The organism is Exiguobacterium sp. SH0S7, from assembly GCF_004337195.1.
Classification (GTDB): Bacteria; Bacillota; Bacilli; order Exiguobacteriales; family Exiguobacteriaceae; genus Exiguobacterium; species Exiguobacterium aurantiacum_A.
In genome coordinates this window covers 80,572-95,007 of sequence record NZ_SJVA01000004.1, presented here as the reverse complement: position 1 = coordinate 95,007, position 14,436 = coordinate 80,572, and the positions used below count along the sequence as shown (strand labels likewise).

Annotated in this window: 20 protein-coding genes; 13 read left to right on the top strand and 7 right to left on the bottom strand. The window is 53.0% G+C overall.

Annotated features, from left to right (window positions below):
• The first annotated feature begins 65 nt into the window (after positions 1-65).
• The 4 genes from EVJ22_RS08660 to EVJ22_RS08645 all read left to right on the top strand — a co-directional run bounded on the left by EVJ22_RS08660 (position 66) and on the right by EVJ22_RS08645 (position 2,484).
• Positions 66-1,079, top strand: coding sequence for a serine hydrolase domain-containing protein (locus EVJ22_RS08660; RefSeq protein WP_071398497.1), 1,014 nt, complete (start codon positions 66-68; stop codon positions 1,077-1,079).
• Entirely contained in the window at positions 1,079-1,468 is a 390-nt protein-coding gene (locus EVJ22_RS08655) for a GNAT family N-acetyltransferase (RefSeq protein WP_070329157.1), read from the top strand. The genes EVJ22_RS08660 and EVJ22_RS08655 overlap by 1 nt, the downstream gene beginning before the upstream one ends.
• 12 nt (positions 1,469-1,480) lie before the next feature.
• Positions 1,481-2,185: an SDR family NAD(P)-dependent oxidoreductase gene (locus EVJ22_RS08650; RefSeq protein ID WP_071398498.1), complete on the top strand. Its 705-nt coding sequence runs from the start codon at positions 1,481-1,483 to the stop codon at positions 2,183-2,185.
• Between the two features lie 89 nt (positions 2,186-2,274).
• The gene (locus EVJ22_RS08645; RefSeq protein ID WP_071398499.1) at positions 2,275-2,484 is read left to right on the top strand and encodes a hypothetical protein; all 210 of its coding nucleotides are present in this window, start codon (positions 2,275-2,277) and stop codon (positions 2,482-2,484) included.
• Positions 2,485-2,502: 18 nt separating this feature from the next.
• On the opposite strand, the gene EVJ22_RS08640 is transcribed toward EVJ22_RS08645, so the two are convergent.
• The gene (locus EVJ22_RS08640; RefSeq protein WP_070329160.1) at positions 2,503-2,946 is read right to left on the bottom strand and encodes a hypothetical protein; all 444 of its coding nucleotides are present in this window, start codon (positions 2,944-2,946) and stop codon (positions 2,503-2,505) included.
• Positions 2,947-3,091: 145 nt separating this feature from the next.
• Here EVJ22_RS08640 and EVJ22_RS08635 point away from each other — a divergent pair, with 145 nt between their 5' ends.
• Positions 3,092-4,087: an MDR family oxidoreductase gene (locus EVJ22_RS08635; RefSeq protein ID WP_071398500.1), complete on the top strand. Its 996-nt coding sequence runs from the start codon at positions 3,092-3,094 to the stop codon at positions 4,085-4,087.
• 61 nt (positions 4,088-4,148) lie between these two features.
• On the opposite strand, the gene EVJ22_RS08630 is transcribed toward EVJ22_RS08635, so the two are convergent.
• The 3 genes from EVJ22_RS08630 to EVJ22_RS08620 form a co-directional block, all read right to left on the bottom strand.
• Entirely contained in the window at positions 4,149-5,609 is a 1,461-nt protein-coding gene (locus EVJ22_RS08630; RefSeq protein WP_131443718.1) for a UDP-N-acetylmuramoyl-L-alanyl-D-glutamate--2,6-diaminopimelate ligase, read from the bottom strand.
• Between the two features lie 155 nt (positions 5,610-5,764).
• On the bottom strand, positions 5,765-5,965 hold the full coding sequence (locus EVJ22_RS08625; protein ID WP_071398502.1) for a helix-hairpin-helix domain-containing protein: 201 nt from the start codon (positions 5,963-5,965) through the stop codon (positions 5,765-5,767).
• The gene (locus EVJ22_RS08620) at positions 5,962-6,195 is read right to left on the bottom strand and encodes a hypothetical protein (protein ID WP_071398503.1); all 234 of its coding nucleotides are present in this window, start codon (positions 6,193-6,195) and stop codon (positions 5,962-5,964) included. The genes EVJ22_RS08625 and EVJ22_RS08620 overlap by 4 nt, the downstream gene beginning before the upstream one ends.
• A gap of 123 nt (positions 6,196-6,318) precedes the next feature.
• On the opposite strand from EVJ22_RS08620, the gene EVJ22_RS08615 reads away from it, so the two are divergent.
• Both EVJ22_RS08615 and EVJ22_RS08610 read left to right on the top strand, forming a co-directional pair.
• Positions 6,319-6,537 (top strand): zinc-ribbon domain-containing protein, encoded by a 219-nt coding sequence (locus EVJ22_RS08615; protein WP_233589660.1) that lies wholly within the window; start codon positions 6,319-6,321, stop codon positions 6,535-6,537.
• Between the two features lie 174 nt (positions 6,538-6,711).
• Positions 6,712-6,984 carry a hypothetical protein gene (locus EVJ22_RS08610; protein ID WP_071398504.1) on the top strand — a complete coding sequence of 91 codons (273 nt, stop codon included), beginning with the start codon at positions 6,712-6,714 and terminating at the stop codon, positions 6,982-6,984.
• 6 nt (positions 6,985-6,990) lie between these two features.
• Here EVJ22_RS08610 and EVJ22_RS08605 read toward each other — a convergent pair whose 3' ends face one another.
• Entirely contained in the window at positions 6,991-7,788 is a 798-nt protein-coding gene (locus EVJ22_RS08605; RefSeq protein ID WP_158625515.1) for an HAD-IIB family hydrolase, read from the bottom strand.
• Between the two features lie 64 nt (positions 7,789-7,852).
• Between EVJ22_RS08605 and EVJ22_RS08600 the strand changes: the two genes are divergently transcribed.
• The 5 genes from EVJ22_RS08600 (at position 7,853) to EVJ22_RS08580 (ending at position 10,688) form a co-directional block, all read left to right on the top strand.
• Entirely contained in the window at positions 7,853-8,104 is a 252-nt protein-coding gene (locus EVJ22_RS08600; RefSeq protein WP_071398505.1) for a hypothetical protein, read from the top strand.
• A gap of 116 nt (positions 8,105-8,220) precedes the next feature.
• Positions 8,221-8,781: an RNA polymerase sigma factor gene (locus EVJ22_RS08595; RefSeq protein WP_070329168.1), complete on the top strand. Its 561-nt coding sequence runs from the start codon at positions 8,221-8,223 to the stop codon at positions 8,779-8,781.
• Positions 8,778-9,491: an anti-sigma factor gene (locus EVJ22_RS08590; RefSeq protein ID WP_131443714.1), complete on the top strand. Its 714-nt coding sequence runs from the start codon at positions 8,778-8,780 to the stop codon at positions 9,489-9,491. The genes EVJ22_RS08595 and EVJ22_RS08590 overlap by 4 nt, the downstream gene beginning before the upstream one ends.
• A gap of 83 nt (positions 9,492-9,574) precedes the next feature.
• A complete protein-coding gene (locus EVJ22_RS08585; protein ID WP_071398507.1) occupies positions 9,575-10,486 on the top strand; it encodes a Gfo/Idh/MocA family protein in 912 nt (303 codons plus the stop codon).
• 16 nt (positions 10,487-10,502) lie between these two features.
• Entirely contained in the window at positions 10,503-10,688 is a 186-nt protein-coding gene (locus EVJ22_RS08580) for a hypothetical protein (RefSeq protein WP_071398508.1), read from the top strand.
• 37 nt (positions 10,689-10,725) lie between these two features.
• Here EVJ22_RS08580 and EVJ22_RS08575 read toward each other — a convergent pair whose 3' ends face one another.
• Positions 10,726-11,643, bottom strand: a complete 918-nt coding sequence (locus EVJ22_RS08575; protein WP_071398509.1) for a DMT family transporter — start codon at positions 11,641-11,643, stop codon at positions 10,726-10,728.
• A gap of 328 nt (positions 11,644-11,971) precedes the next feature.
• On the opposite strand from EVJ22_RS08575, the gene abc-f reads away from it, so the two are divergent.
• Positions 11,972-13,807 carry a ribosomal protection-like ABC-F family protein gene (gene abc-f, locus EVJ22_RS08570; protein WP_131443713.1) on the top strand — a complete coding sequence of 612 codons (1,836 nt, stop codon included), beginning with the start codon at positions 11,972-11,974 and terminating at the stop codon, positions 13,805-13,807.
• A gap of 17 nt (positions 13,808-13,824) precedes the next feature.
• Here abc-f and EVJ22_RS15565 read toward each other — a convergent pair whose 3' ends face one another.
• Positions 13,825-13,986 carry a hypothetical protein gene (locus EVJ22_RS15565; protein WP_167615757.1) on the bottom strand — a complete coding sequence of 54 codons (162 nt, stop codon included), beginning with the start codon at positions 13,984-13,986 and terminating at the stop codon, positions 13,825-13,827.
• Positions 13,987-14,436 lie beyond the last annotated feature (450 nt).

Sequence of the window (14,436 nt, the reverse complement as noted above, 5' to 3'; positions counted from 1 at the left end):
AATGTTTATGGTAAGGTTTGCTTATTGAACAAGAACGCGAATATTCCAACCCCGGAGGTCCATGCATGAAGAACAATTGGTCAGATTTTGAAATCTCATCCGCTTTTTCAGGCACATGTCTCGCTGTCCGAAAGCATGACCTATTAATCGAACGCCAACAAGGATATGCGAATCGTTCCGAACGACTGCCAAACCGTGACGTGACTCGGTTCGGGATCGCCTCTGGCTGTAAGCTGTTCACGGCGATCGCCATCTGTCAGCTCGTCGAACAAGGGAAGCTGGCGTTCACTTCGCTGCTCCGAGACTGTCTATCCCTTGATTTACCTAAGTTTGATACACGTGTGACAGTCGAAACGTTACTCACTCATACGTCAGGCATCCCGGACTATTTTGATGAATCCGTCATGAACGACTTTGAAGAGTTATGGCAACAACGTCCGATGTATCAGCTACGACGATTGAGCGACTTTTTGCCGATGTTCCAGCAACAGTCAATGAAACATGAAATCGGCGAATTCCACTATAATAACGCCGGTTACATTTTGCTCGGTCTCATTGTCGAACAAACGAGCGGATTGACGTTCTCGGATTACATCGAACAGTTCGTCTTCACACCGGCCGGCATGACCGATTCCGGTTACTTCTCGCTTGACGCCTTGCCTGCCGATACGGCGCTCGGCTATATCAACAATCCGGACGGTTCATGGCGGACAAACCAGTACTCTATTCCCGTCAAAGGCGGTTCGGACGGAGGGGCGTTCGTGACGGTGGCCGACATGGCCAAACTATGGGACGCGTTGCTCGGGCATCGTCTTCTCGGTCAACAGATGACAACGCGGTTATTGACACCTCACGTGACCGTCAATGACCGGGGCGGACATTACGGGTATGGCGTCTGGATTCAACTCGAACCTAACGAAGAGGTATTCAAATATCACGTGATGGGTTACGATCCCGGTGTCAGCTTCCATTCCGCCTATTACCCTGCTTTAGAAGTCATTTCGACCGTCTGTTCGAACGAGTCAGAGGGGGCGTTTGATGTGATGAAAGCGATTGAAGTGAAAGTGGGTGCGTCTTGATGATCATCCGTCTTTACGATGAACGAGATTTTGAACAGATTCAAGCATTGAACGAAGCTGAGGGCTGGCACCAGCTCGTTCGTCAAGATGAGTTGACAAAAGAAGCATGGCGCCGCTCGAACATCGCTTTCGTCATCGAGTCTGAAACGGGACACGTGATCGCCTATCTTCGCGGTTTGACCGACACAAAAGTCAGCCTTTACGTGTGCGAGTTGCTCATCGCTGCTTCGCACCGCCGGCTTGGCCTCGGGGAACGGTTATTGACACACGTCCATGCACTCTATCCTGAGACACGACTCGAGATGCTCGCGAGCGCTTCCTCGCATACGTATTATGAACGCTTGAACTTCCGCCCCTTCTACGGTTTTCGAAAAACGATTCACGAATAGGAGAGAATTTATTTGAAACTTGCCCTTGTCACCGGTGCGTCACGCGGTCTCGGCCGTGCTGTCGCCGAAGAACTGTCGAGACGAAACTACGACGTCATCAACCTATCACGCTCGCAATCACGCGATTTAACGTTCAAACATATCGAAGTCGATTTATCCGACGTATCGAGTACACTTCGAGCCCTTGACCAAATCAAGCCGTACATCGCTGACGCCACGTCGCTACTCATCATCCAAAACGCGGCGTTGATCGAACCGATTCAACGGGCCGGCCATCTTGACACGGAGCAGCTCACCGCTCACGTTCAGGCGAATCTGCTCGCCCCGATGCTGATCACGAACGCCGTCCTCGCTTACGATGTGCCCGTCTCGCTCATCCACGTGACGTCAGGTGCCGCCAAACGTTCGATTTCGGGGTGGAGCGCCTACTGCGGCACGAAAGCCGGACTCGACCACTTTAGTGAGACCGTCGCGCTCGAACTAGAAGGAACGAGACATCGCCTCGCCTTGTTCAACCCGGGCGTGATGGACACATCCATGCAACAGACGATCCGCGCGTCTTCACGAGAAGCGTTTCAAGATGTCGAACAGTTTCAAGCTTACGAGACGGAAGGAAAACTGCGCTCGCCTGAGACGGTCGGCCGCGTCCTCGTCGAGCAGTTGATCGACAAGCCGTTTGTCAATGGAAAAACGTACGCCATCCACGACCTTATCTAATTTTAAACCGGGTATAAAAATAGACCAACCCTGTCTCGTTTGACCGGCTACACTAGAGTCAAATCAAATGAGAAAGGGTGGCGTGATGTATGAAGACTATAGCGGGAGGATTGCTGTTTTTCGGGATATTCAGCCTCGGGCTATCGTTCACGATGATTGGAGATATCGCGATCGTCGGAGCGTTGGTGAGCGGTGTGTCCCTGCTGTGTAGCGTCGGGCTCTGGTTCGGTGCCACGGAAGTGATGCGTATGCGTATGGACATGAGCGAAGTCAAAAAAACGTCTTTCCCTTCTGAATAAGGGAAAGACGTTTTGGATTCAGTTTTGGTTATCGGTCTCATCTTCAAAGTCATCATCGGCAAACTCTTCAAAATCGTACTCTTCGAAGTCTGCCTCATCGATAAAGATGTCACGATCATTGACGACGTGAATCGGGCCATTGGCCACATCGATTCGAATCGTCCATGCCCATGGAATGCGCAGTCGGCTATATACGCCCGTCCAGAATTCCATCGATTCTTGCTCGTATCGTTCGAACTCTGTCAGTAACTCTTTAAACGTTACTCCTGACAACTGGAAGTTTGATTCTTGGATTCGCTCGAGCGCGTTATGTGTCGCTTCAAGCTCCGCCGCGCGGACCATCTCTTCAGCAGTCGCCATTTCGAGAATAGTTCCATCTGGTGGCAGAATGTCGTATACGTTGAACAATTCGCCTTCTTCTACTTCTACTTCTTCATCAAACTCATAGTCGTCGTGCCGCATGCTTCATTCCTCCTCACTCTAATTGAATCTACTACATTGTACCATTCCACACCTCGTTATAACGAAACATTCGCGTATATATTTTCGAGAGTGGGGAATCATACAAAGGGAACAGATTTGCCATACAGAAAGGGGCCAATTTACAATGAACGACTCATTTCAAGCACTCGTGCTCGACAAGCGTGACGACCGACTCCATTCCGAGGTGACTGAGGTCGATCGTGACTCATTACCCAAAGAAGAGGACGGCAACGTCCTCGTCGAGGTCCATTATTCGGCACTCAACTACAAAGACGCCCTCGGATTGACCGGATCGGGCAAAATCGTCAGCCATTATCCGTTCATCCCAGGCTGCGAATTCGTCGGGAAAGTCGTCGAATCCGATCATCTTGATTTCAAGCCGGGGGACGAAGTCATCGCGACCGGATTTGGCATCGGTGAGCGTCATTTCGGTGGCTTCAGCCAGTTTGCACAAGTTCCAGGAAATTGGCTCGTGAAATTACCGGAAGGCATGAACATGCGAGATGCCATCACGATCGGGACACCCGGACTGACCGCCATGTTCGCGATTGAGGCACTCGAACACGAAGGCGTTCATCCCGGTCAAGAAGTGCTCGTCACGGGAGCATCCGGCGGAGTCGGAAGTTTCTCAATCGCCTTGCTCCATAAACTCGGCTATCACGCCATTGCCTCGACCGGAAAAACAGATTTATCTTATTTAACCGATCTCGGTGCTGAACAGACGATACCACGCAGTGAATTGGAAGGAACACCCCGACCACTCGCTCGCCAACGATTCGATGCTGCGATCGACTCGATCGGCGGTAACACGCTCGCGAATATTTTAAGCCAAACCCGATACGAAGGAACGGTCGCCGCTTGTGGACTAGTTGGAGGTCACGAACTTCCTGCGACCGTCTACCCGTTCATCCTGCGAGGCGTCCGTCTCGTCGGCATCGATTCGGTCATGCAGCCGATCACAAGACGAGTGACGGCGTGGGAGCGGCTATACGAGCTGATCGAACCGCACGTACTCAATCGGATGGTGCACGAGATCCCGCTCCATGATGTTCCGCGTCAAGCCGAGGCGATGATGCGCGGTGAGCTGAGCGGCCGGACCGTCGTCCGCATGAACGGCTAAACGTCAAAGAAGGGCTGAATCCAACGATTCAGCCCTTCTTTTATATGCTTGGTAATGAAATTCAAACGGCCGGTTCTTGGCCTTTTAATTTTTTCAATTCTTCTAACAAGATATCCGATTCATTGAACGGAATCGCTTCGCTGCCGACACGTTCGACATGGTCGTGCCCTTTTCCGACGACGACGATGCGTTTGCCGTCGAGCGCTTGCACGGCCGCATGGTGCAACGCGTCTCTTCGCGCTTCAAACGTCACATAATGCGTGTCCGCTTCGATGCCTTCGAGCAGTCCGTCGATGATCTGCTTCGGATTTTCGGTTCGGACATCGTGTACCGTCACAATCAGATCGTCCGAATAGCGGCTCGCGATGCGTCCCATCTCGGCCCGCTTCGTCGGGTCCCGGTCTCCGGCCGCGCTCAAGACGACGACGAGCTGCCGCTCCCCTTTTTGTAAAGTAGACAGACATTTTTCCAATCCGTCCGGTGTATGGGCGTAGTCGATATAAATCTCCGCATCTTCCGTGTCAAGCCGCTCGAGGCGACCTTTCGGAAGTGTGAGCCCTGGAACATTATCGATAATCGCGCGAAGCATGAGCTCCGACGTTGAGACGAGACCGATGGCCGCGGCCAAGTTGGCAGCGTTGAACGATCCCATAAAGTGAACAGGCGCTTCGATCGTCATCGCGTTCATTTTGATGCGGACGGTGTGACCTAGCCAAATGACTTGAATATCGGCCGGGACGTCTGCGCGCGTACTGTACATGACTTTCCGCCGTGTCCGTGCGAATGCGGCCATCGTCTCGCTCGCCGGGTCTTCCGCGTTCAAGATGATGGCGTCGCCGCCTGTCGTTTCGACTTGCTCAAACAGACGCGCCTTCGCCCGTGCGTATTCATCCATTGAACGGTGGTAGTCGAGGTGGTCGTGCGTCAAGTTCGTGAACGCCGCCGCATGGAAGCGGACCCCTTCGACGCGCCCTTCCATCATGGCGTGCGATGATACTTCGACGACACAGTCGGTCACCCCGGCATCTGCCATTTCGGCCAAGATGCGGTGCAGGACGACGGCTTCTGGCGTCGTGTTGGGCGTCTTTAACTTCTTATCTTTATAACGGGCTCCAATCGTACTGACAATCCCGACCGGACGTCCTGATAAACGAAATAAATCATATGTTAACGTAGCAGTCGTCGTCTTCCCGTTCGTACCGGTGACGCCATAAATTCGCATCCGATGGGACGGGTGGTCGTAAAACGCGCTCGCCACGACTCCGGCCGTTCGTTTCGTATCGGCAACGACAATGTTCGGCACCTCGAGGTCAAGCGGAGATTCAGAAATCACCGCGCTCGCGCCTTTAGAGACAGCGTCTTCGGCGAATTCATGTCCGTCCACCGTATAACCACGGATGCAGATAAACAAATTCCCTGGACTGACCTTTCTGGAATCTGTTTCAATTCCGGTCACCCATGGATCACATTCGATATCATCCATCTCATTTCCTAGAATGGCGGATAAATGTTTCGTCCTCATGCTGTGTACTTCCTTTCTCATGGGTGTCGCTAGGTTAACAAACCTTATCGTCATGGTACTAGATTTTAGGCTGTAATAGAGATGACAAATATATTACTTCCCTTTTTCATAGGAAAACATACGTCTAACCAAAAAATTCCTAGCCCATATCGGGACTAGGAATTCATTTCGCTATCAGTGAACCGAAGTCCTTGTTCAGCGAGAGCAATCTCTAACAATCGAAGCACACTCGGTCCGATGCCGTGCATCTCGGCAATCTCCGTTCTCGAATACGTCGCGAGTTGTTCAAGCGTGTCAATATAAGCCGCTGCAAGTGCCCGCTCCGCTGGCGCCGAACATTTCGGGATTGGCGTCATCCGACTCCCTCCTTTCCTCCGTACTTCTGGTCGATCATCGGGAGGCAGGCGAGGATTCGCTCGATGCAAAACGTCCGCCGGGCTTGCTTCATGATGTCCCATGCGATTACTTGTTCCCCTTGTAGCTTCATCAACTTGACTCGTCGCTTCGAGATGACCCCGTGACGATCCACATACATCAATTCGACGACCCGGCCCATCCGCATCCAACGCGTCACTTCATTCTTCATCCTGTCCCCTCCTTTGTTACTGCTAGTATACAGAACATTTGTTCTTATCTCTAGTTATTAAGTGTGTTTTCACCTGTTTTCCCGTATGCTTGAAAAAACGAGACAGAGAAAGGAGCTTTACCTGTGACGACTTATGTCATGCTTGCCGTACTCGCCGCTTTCTTGTTCATCTCAATGATCTTTGCCGCCAAGGCGTTGCCGAACTTGAAAGACGTCTTATTCAACCGCGGAAGCTTGTTCGGTCAAGAGAGCGAGACCGTCACGTGCCCGAACTGTAAACAGACGTTCAAACGGGCACCGGGCAGTAGCCAAACCTGCCCCCACTGCTATCATTCATTTTGACCTAAAACACCCGAAGATCCGCATAAACGGTTCTTCGGGTGTTTTTGAATGTGCTCCGCGGTCAAAGTAACCGTTTACGGCGCGGTGATTAGTGAAATATAACCCTTACATATTTAGACCATTGCCCGCCGCGACCAAAACATGAGCGAACTGGACCCTCTGAAGGAGTTTACAATGTCATTTATTACCGACCGCGAATTATACGAACGCATCCAACAAAAAGACGCCCTCGCTTTAGAACTCCTATACGACCGTTATGAACGAATCTTGTACGCCATCACACTGCGTTTGACGACACACCCTGACTTGGCAGAAGCCGCCCTCTCGACCGTGTTCACCGAACTTTGGCACAGTCACGTCTCATTTGATTTATCCACGAGAACGGTTCGGTCCTGCTTGCTCGCGAGCGCGGAACAAGCGGCACTCCGTATCGCTCAAAGCGCTTGAAGTGAACTAGTGCGACCGTGTCTCCTGCACAAATCGCATCAACACCTCTAGCATTCCTTCCGCATAACTTCCCGCGGTCACGCGATCGTGTTCAGACTTGGCTTGCTCCGTCCCGTTGCCGAGGACGTATCCGTTACCGACGTGCTTCAACATCGCCAAGTCGTTCCCACTGTCACCGAACGCATACGCTTCGCCCACTTGAAATGCACAGCGGGTACAGACGTAATCGACCGCGGCGGTCTTCCCGGCTCCGCGTGGGATGAAGTCGATATCATACGCCCCGACGGGATCTCCGGCGAGTGGATTGCAGCGACTGACGTTGACCGCGATCCCAAAATCACGAGCGGCCGTTTGGATGCGCTCTAGTTCGACTTCATCTTCACCGAAGTAATAATAGTTGTGCATCCACGCGTTCGTCCCCATGTTCGTCTGCGGCTCAATCGTGAGCGCATGGTGAGTGACGACCTGTTCGACACGGCGAGAGAAATCAGACGGGAACAGTGACTGGAAGTTCGAGTCTAGCTCGAGTTCTCCTGCAGTTGTGACATGGTATAACTCTGTCCCGAGGCTCGAGGCGATCCGATGCGGAAAGTAGCGCATGTCGGCCCGCCTCACCTTCTCAGCAATCGTCTCAAGCGAGCTCCCCGTCACCCACATCGTCGAAAACCGATGGGAGTGTTGCTCGAGAAAATCTTCAAGTCGCCGCAAGTGCTCGAGCTGTTCAGCCGTACACGCATGCGGGAAATACGTCTCGTCGAAATCAAAACAGACGAGCGTCCGCCCCTCGTTCGTAAATCGTTTCATGGTCATCCTCCTTGTGTCGTCATACCCCATCTCGTATAGTAAAAGGACGAAAGGAATGATCGACATGAAAAATCGATTAAGTCGGTACTACTGTCAGTATAGCGGAATCCTAATCGGTTTCGCCCTCGTCTTCGCTTTTTTGTCCGGTGTGCGGACGTATCCGTTCTGGCATCAGTCGCTGTCAAACGGGCCCGCGCTCGTCATGACACTCGTCACGGCGACGCTCTTCAGCTACGCGACACATCAACTGCTCACCTACTTGAATTTACGACTCTTTCGTCAAATCGGGGATGCAACTTCCACGTGTTCACGTTGAACACGATAGATACATATGATCATTCACAAAATAGTCATATCAAATAGGCATCCATTTGATGATTCTATCCGTTAGACAAATACAAGGGACTCCCTTCATGAGTAAAGGAGAACGCCATGACTGATATTGAATTGTATGAGCGCGTCAGAAAAAAAGACAAGCAAGCGCTCGAAACATTATATGACCGCTACGAACGAATCTTGTACGCGTTCGTCATGCAACTGACGAAAGACCGCGACCTCGCCGAAGAAGCGATGCAAGAAGTCTTCATCAAGCTGTGGCGCGGCGGCGGTGTGTACGACGAGTCGAAAGGCAAGTTCAAATCGTGGCTGTTCACGATGAGCCGGCACGTCACGATCGACTTGATTCGAAAACGCAAACCCGATTTACAGCTCGATGAATCATATGCTGAAGCGATTCCTTCCCCGTCCCCTTCTGTCGAGACCGAGGTCGAGTGGCAAGAAGAACGGGCCCAAATCGAGACGGCAATGGCCGAGTTGCCGGTCGAGCAACAAAAAGTCGTCCGGCTCATGTATTTCCAAGGTCTTAGCCAGCAGAAGATTGCCGACGCGTGCGACATCCCGCTCGGTACCGTAAAAGGAAGGATTCGATTAGCGCTGAAACAGTTACGAAAACATCTATCCCATGATGATATAGATAAGGAGGTGGAACGATGAACGCCTGTGACCAATTGATCGACTATTTCAACCAACATTTAACAGAAGACGAACGGCTTCGCTTCGAGGCACATTTGGCAACATGTCAAACGTGCCAAGAAGAACTCGAACAACTCGAGGCACTCGTCGGAGGCGTCGCGTTCCTCTCTGAACCGACCGAACCACCGAGCGGCATGAAGGCTCGCATTCTCGACAACGTCTTCGCCGAAGACACAACTGAACCGAAGCTCGTCAAAGCCGAACCGTCTCCCGTCACACCGTTCACGGAAACTCGTAAAAAGCAGAAGTCTTCGTGGGGGGCGCTCGCACTCGCGGCCGCACTCGTCCTCTCACTCGTCGGTAACGGCTATCTGTTGATGAATCAAGACGAGCCGACCGCGATTACCTTGACCGACACGGTGCCGCTCGAAGGCGAATCAGAAGGGGTCGCCTACTTGGCCGAGCAAGACGGCGATCACCAACTCATCGTCCAGACGAACGGCCTCGCACCGCTCGAGGCGAACGAAGTATATCAAGTCTGGTTGCTGAAGGACGGTTCCCCGATTCCGACCGGTGCGTTCGTCACAGACGATAAAGGCAACGGTACCGTCATCTATACGCTCGACTCGACCGAGTCAGCGACAGATTGGGATACGGTCGCCGTCACGAAAGAGCCTGAACGGGGCAATCAAACACCCGAGGGCGACATCGTACTAAGTGCCAGTCTCTGACATAGAACCGGATGACTTTACGCGTGAAGCGTAGGTGTCATCCGGTTCTTTTTTCGTTATGATGGAAGAAAGGAGTGGTACATATGAGAAAACCGAAAATCGGTATCGTCGGCCTCGGCGGCATCGCCCAAAAAGCGTATTTGCCCATCTTGACGAACAGCACCTCGTTCGAACTCGTCGGCGCCTACTCTCCGACACAAGCTAAACGGGATGAAATTTGTCGGGCTCATCGGATGGAATCGTTCACGGGACTCGATTCGCTCGCCTCGTCTGTCGATGCGGCGTTCGTCCATAGTTCGACCGAGACGCATTACGAGGTCGTTTCCTACTTGCTCGCGCAAGGCGTCGACGTGTACGTCGACAAGCCGCTCGCCGCAACCGTCGAACAGGCAGAACGGCTCGTCGAAACGGCAGAACGTACGAACCGCAAGCTGATGGTCGGCTTTAACCGTCGCTTCGCCCCGATGTATAATCAAGTGAAGGTAGCTGCCCCATTCCACTCGCTCGACTTCGTCAAGCACCGGGGGGACGGCTTGCGCGGACATGATTACCGGTTCACGTTACTCGACGATTACTTGCACGTCGTCGATACGCTCCGCTATTTTGCCGGAAGCGACTTACGGCTCGTGACGGGACAGATTGAGACGACCGCATCGAACGGACTCCATTTCGCACGTCACGTCTGGCAAGACGGATCTGGCCTGCATACGACGTCGATGCACCGCAAGGCGGGCGTCAATCACGAAGGACTCGTCGCCATCAAGGACGGACTTCGGTTGACGGTCGATGAAATGGTGACGCTCCATCGCTTCGAACACGGCGCGCATTCGACCGAAACGTTCGGTTCGTGGGATACGTTGCTCACGCAACGCGGCTTCCAAGGAGCAATCGACCACTTCATCACGGCGCTGACTGACGATACTCCGATTTTGACGGACGGACGCGAGGCGTTGCTCACGCAACAACTAGTCACAGACTTGTTCAGCAGACGCTGAGAGGAGGAGAATTCAGATGGATTTCTTTTTCTACATTATGATCATCGCCGTCATCGCCATCGCCTCGGACACAATCATCAAGACGCGCAAAGCTCGCGTCGAGGAGCTGCGGCTCAAAGTCGAGCAAGAAAAGCTCGCGATCCAGCGGCTCGAACTCGAGATGAAGCGCGACCAGGACAAATTGGATGACCACGGATTTTAAAAAGACGGTCGACCCTTCATTGGGCCGACCGTTCGTGTTATAAAATGTTTCGTTCGTATGAAGCCGTCACGTCGAGGCGACGCTTTTGGCGCCGTTCGACGAGTGTCGACCAGGTGACGGCCGTGACGATACAGGCAGCGCCGATGAAAAAGTTTCGGTCGAGCTGTTCGCCGAGAACGAGCCAACCGAGATAACCTCCGACGAGCGGCTGAAAGAAGAAGAACAACGACCCAACGCTCGCATCCATCAGTTCGAGTCCTTTGTTCCAAAAGAAGAACGCCCCGGCCGTCGAGATGATGCCGACGTATAAAACGCTGAGCCAAAGGACGCTCGTCATGTCCGGAACGCCAGACTGCACGACTTCGAGACCCATGAGCGGTGTCATCAAGACGAAGGCAATCCCAATCGCGAACGTCGTGATCGTCAGAGACGAGACCGTTTGCGAAGCGACTTTGACATACACGGACATGAGCGCCCAGGTGATGGCGGCACCGACCAAGACGAGGCTGCCAAGCAAATACGTCCCATCGACGTGCCAGCCGACGACGATGATGACGCCGAGCGTCGCCAGGACGAGTGACCCGATTTTGACGGGTGTGAGTTGCTCTTTCAAAATCAACCGGGCGAACAACACCATGAACGCCGGTGTCGCTGCTGTCACGAGTGAGCCGGTGTGGGCATCGGACAGCTTCGTGCCGATGAATTGGAATGAGATCGAAGCGACGTAACCGATCACACCGACGCGCGCGATCCATTTCCAATCCTCTCGCCTCACTTGTTCACGACCGAACAACGACCATGCCGCGAACAAGACGATGAACGCGACGGCGTAGCGCATCCAGACGAGCGTGAACGGCTCGATGAACCCGAGCGCATACTTACTGACGACGTACATCCCGCCCCAAATGCTAGCGGCGAGCGCCAAACTGATGGCACCGAGCCATTCCTTGCGCATCTTCATCCCTCCTTTGATTCATAACTAATACGACGTCCATCGGATGAACTCCTGTTTTTCAATCGTTGTCGAAATCCAAGAAATCGCTTACACTAGTTATATCGATGATTGAAAGGAGGGAGAAAGGTGAACTTTGTCGAACGTACGCACTGGTCAACTGAACATTTGTACATTTTGCGTGCGATTTTTCACGATGTCGCTTAAACAAGGGACCCGTCTGTCCTTTTTTAGACATTGTTGAAAATACGACGAAGCGCCTCTCTTCCTTACCGAGCGCTTGTTTGCGCTCGGTTTTTTTTGATAGGCCTCGACTTTAGGAGGAACTCACATGTTGATCGACATGCAACACATTCAAAAACAATTCGGTGGCCACGCCGTCCTGACCGATGCCAATCTCCACGTGAACGCAGGCGAGCGGATCGGACTTGTCGGACGGAACGGTAGCGGCAAAACAACGTTGCTCCACTTGATCGTCGGCACCGAGACGCCTGACGATGGTACGATTTATCGAAAACAACGGCTCAACATCGGTTATTTGGCACAATTGCCCGCCCATCCGGACAAGAGCGGGCGCGACGTGCTCTACACCGCGTTCGCCGAACTGATTCGGCTCGGCGAGGCGATGCATGCGCTCGAGACAGAGATGGCGTCAAGCAACAGACTTGAATCGTTATTAGACAAATACGGAGCGCTTCAAACCCGATACGAACAGAGCGGCGGCTATGTGATCGACTCCAAAGTGAACGCTATGATCGATGGGCTGCGCCTCACGCGGTTTGTCGACCGCCCATTCGACACGTTAAGCGGCGGCGAGCGGACGAAGATCGGGCTCGCTTTGGCACTGCTGCAAGAACCAGAGCTGCTCATCCTCGATGAGCCGACGAACCACTTAGACTTAGAAGCGATGGCTTGGCTCGAGTCATTCTTACGGGACAGCCCGTCGACGCTCCTGCTCGTCTCGCACGATCGGGTCTTCCTCGATGTTGTCGCCACACGAATCGTCGAATGCGAGGACGGTGAGTTGACGAGTTTTGACGGCAATTACAGCTCGTTCGTCGCTCAAAAAGAGAAGCTGTTGCTCAACCAATTCCATGCCTACACCGAGCAACAAAAGAAAATCAAGAAGATGAAAGAGACGATCCGCCAGTTGCGGCAATGGGCGAACGAGGGCAATCCCCCGAACGAAAAGTTCTACCGCCGCGCCAAATCGATGGAAAAGGCGCTCGCTCGGATCGAGACGATCAAAAAACCGCGACTCGAGGCGATTCAGCCCGACATCACGTTCTCCGCGAGCGGGCGAACCGGGCGCGATGTGTTTGAAGTGACAGACGCTTCTGTCACGTATGATCAGACCGTGTTTCAAAACGTCTCGTTCTACGCCGGTCACGGGGAACGGATTGCCATCGTTGGACCGAATGGCAGCGGCAAGTCGACGCTCTTGAAGCTATTGCTAGGCGAGCTCGAGCCGACTTCCGGAGATGTTCGCCGGGCGGAACGGGCCCGAATCGGCTACTTGTCCCAGCACGTCCAGTTCGACGACGGGCATCGATTGATCGAGGCGTTCCGAGACCGGATCGCCGTCGATGAGGGCAAGGCACGACAGTTGCTCGCCCAGTTCTTGTTTTATGGAGCGAGCGTGTTCAAACCGGTCGGCAATTTGAGCGGCGGTGAAAAGATGCGGCTCATGCTCGCGGTCCTCATGCACGAGGACATGAACGTGCTCGTTCTCGACGAACCGACGAACCATCTCGACATCGAAGCGCGCGAGGCGCTCGAAGAAGCACTCGACCGCTTCACCGGAACGCTCGTCGTCGTTTCCCATGACCGGTACTTCTTGAACAAACTGTTCCCGATCACGTATTGGCTCGATGGAACAATCACCCGTTTCCCGGGAAATGTCGCCTACGCGCTTGAAAAACGGGTTGAACCTCACATCGCTGAACCCGTCTCGCAACCGAAAGCCAAAATAGCCAAACCGCAACGGCCCGTCGATACCGCGGCCGACGAGGCACGATTGAACCAGCTCGAAGATGATCATCAGAGTCTACTCACTCAAATGAACGACACGAACGACGTCGAGGAACTGATGACGCTGCAACGACAAGCCGATGCGCTCCAAGCTGACATCGATACGCTGCTCAATCAGTTGCTTGAATCGATTTAACGACGAACGACGCCGTGTCAACGGCGTCGTTTTTGTTCGAACCAGGATTGGACTAAAAAGCCGGTCACACCGACCGCCATCAAAAAATACGGAACGACGCGCGGCACCGCGCTCGCCTCTCCGATTGACATGAGCAACAGTCCGCTCACGAACGTACCGAGCCAGTACAATTTCGGCATAGATTCACCCCTTCACCCATCACCTAAGAAAAAGCGCCACACGTGTGGCGCTTAACGGTGAGCATTTTCTAAAAAAGCGGACTTTCACCCGATCGAGATACGTCTCAATCGACCGTCCCATTGGATTGGTCAAATACGTGCTAGAAAATCGACGCGATTCACGCAATGATTTCTGAGCGTACGTTCGTCTAGAGGTCGATATAGCCTGGCACAGAAGCGAAAAAAACGGTTCCGGATTGGCATTTTACCGACACTTCGACTGTGAAAAATGAAATCTGTCACGAACCTCGTCCTGCTCACCTCTGTTTCCAGAAAAATCGATATCCGTTGACGTCTGCTTCCTCAAAGCATCATGTTTGTCTGCCCCTTGCCGTTTTAACATACGCAAAGTGGACGACAGATCGGATATGAAGGACGGTCACACAGGTCGATTTTTCGGACATGCTGTCT

What these genes read in the sequence shown, in the direction of transcription:
- EVJ22_RS08610 (WP_071398504.1), top strand. Translation starts at nt 6,712, where the DNA reads ATGTCATTTATTACCGACCGCGAATTATACGAACGCATCCAACAAAAA.
- EVJ22_RS08660 (WP_071398497.1), top strand. Translation starts at nt 66, where the DNA reads ATGAAGAACAATTGGTCAGATTTTGAAATCTCATCCGCTTTTTCAGGC.
- EVJ22_RS08625 (WP_071398502.1), bottom strand. Translation starts at nt 5,965, where the DNA reads ATGACGCCAATCCCGAAATGTTCGGCGCCAGCGGAGCGGGCACTTGCA.
- EVJ22_RS15565 (WP_167615757.1), bottom strand. Translation starts at nt 13,986, where the DNA reads ATGCCGAAATTGTACTGGCTCGGTACGTTCGTGAGCGGACTGTTGCTC.
- EVJ22_RS08575 (WP_071398509.1), bottom strand. Translation starts at nt 11,643, where the DNA reads ATGCGCAAGGAATGGCTCGGTGCCATCAGTTTGGCGCTCGCCGCTAGC.
- EVJ22_RS08620 (WP_071398503.1), bottom strand. Translation starts at nt 6,195, where the DNA reads ATGAAGAATGAAGTGACGCGTTGGATGCGGATGGGCCGGGTCGTCGAA.
- EVJ22_RS08585 (WP_071398507.1), top strand. Translation starts at nt 9,575, where the DNA reads ATGAGAAAACCGAAAATCGGTATCGTCGGCCTCGGCGGCATCGCCCAA.
- EVJ22_RS08595 (WP_070329168.1), top strand. Translation starts at nt 8,221, where the DNA reads ATGACTGATATTGAATTGTATGAGCGCGTCAGAAAAAAAGACAAGCAA.
- EVJ22_RS08640 (WP_070329160.1), bottom strand. Translation starts at nt 2,946, where the DNA reads ATGCGGCACGACGACTATGAGTTTGATGAAGAAGTAGAAGTAGAAGAA.
- abc-f (WP_131443713.1), top strand. Translation starts at nt 11,972, where the DNA reads ATGTTGATCGACATGCAACACATTCAAAAACAATTCGGTGGCCACGCC.
- EVJ22_RS08635 (WP_071398500.1), top strand. Translation starts at nt 3,092, where the DNA reads ATGAACGACTCATTTCAAGCACTCGTGCTCGACAAGCGTGACGACCGA.
- EVJ22_RS08600 (WP_071398505.1), top strand. Translation starts at nt 7,853, where the DNA reads ATGAAAAATCGATTAAGTCGGTACTACTGTCAGTATAGCGGAATCCTA.
- EVJ22_RS08655 (WP_070329157.1), top strand. Translation starts at nt 1,079, where the DNA reads ATGATCATCCGTCTTTACGATGAACGAGATTTTGAACAGATTCAAGCA.
- EVJ22_RS08580 (WP_071398508.1), top strand. Translation starts at nt 10,503, where the DNA reads ATGGATTTCTTTTTCTACATTATGATCATCGCCGTCATCGCCATCGCC.
- EVJ22_RS08590 (WP_131443714.1), top strand. Translation starts at nt 8,778, where the DNA reads ATGAACGCCTGTGACCAATTGATCGACTATTTCAACCAACATTTAACA.
- EVJ22_RS08645 (WP_071398499.1), top strand. Translation starts at nt 2,275, where the DNA reads ATGAAGACTATAGCGGGAGGATTGCTGTTTTTCGGGATATTCAGCCTC.
- EVJ22_RS08630 (WP_131443718.1), bottom strand. Translation starts at nt 5,609, where the DNA reads ATGAGGACGAAACATTTATCCGCCATTCTAGGAAATGAGATGGATGAT.
- EVJ22_RS08605 (WP_158625515.1), bottom strand. Translation starts at nt 7,788, where the DNA reads ATGAAACGATTTACGAACGAGGGGCGGACGCTCGTCTGTTTTGATTTC.